The following is a 253-nucleotide window of genomic DNA, read 5'->3' as shown; positions in this document are numbered from 1 at the left end:
AGCGTCAACGACAACGGCGGCTGGACCACCCGCATGAACGACCGCGGCGAAGTCGAATGGCTCCCACCCGACGGCCTCGACACCGGCCAAGCCCGGCTCAACTACTACCACCGACCCGAACGCCTGCTGCGACCCGACGACCAACCCCAGGACCGGCCCGCCAACCTCAAACCCAACCCCGCGGTTCGGGTCGACGACGCCGTAGAGGGCGCCCGAGAACTGGATGCCCAACCCACTGACCGCACCGAAAACC

The 253-nt window shown here is 68.0% G+C and carries 1 pseudogene; it reads left to right on the top strand.

Annotated features, from left to right (window positions below):
• Window positions 1-253, top strand: a pseudogene (locus ABQE44_RS25870) (HNH endonuclease signature motif containing protein); the annotation flags it as partial.

This window comes from Mycolicibacterium sp. XJ2546 (assembly GCF_053483195.1).
This window is presented reverse-complemented; position numbering and strand designations above follow the sequence as displayed.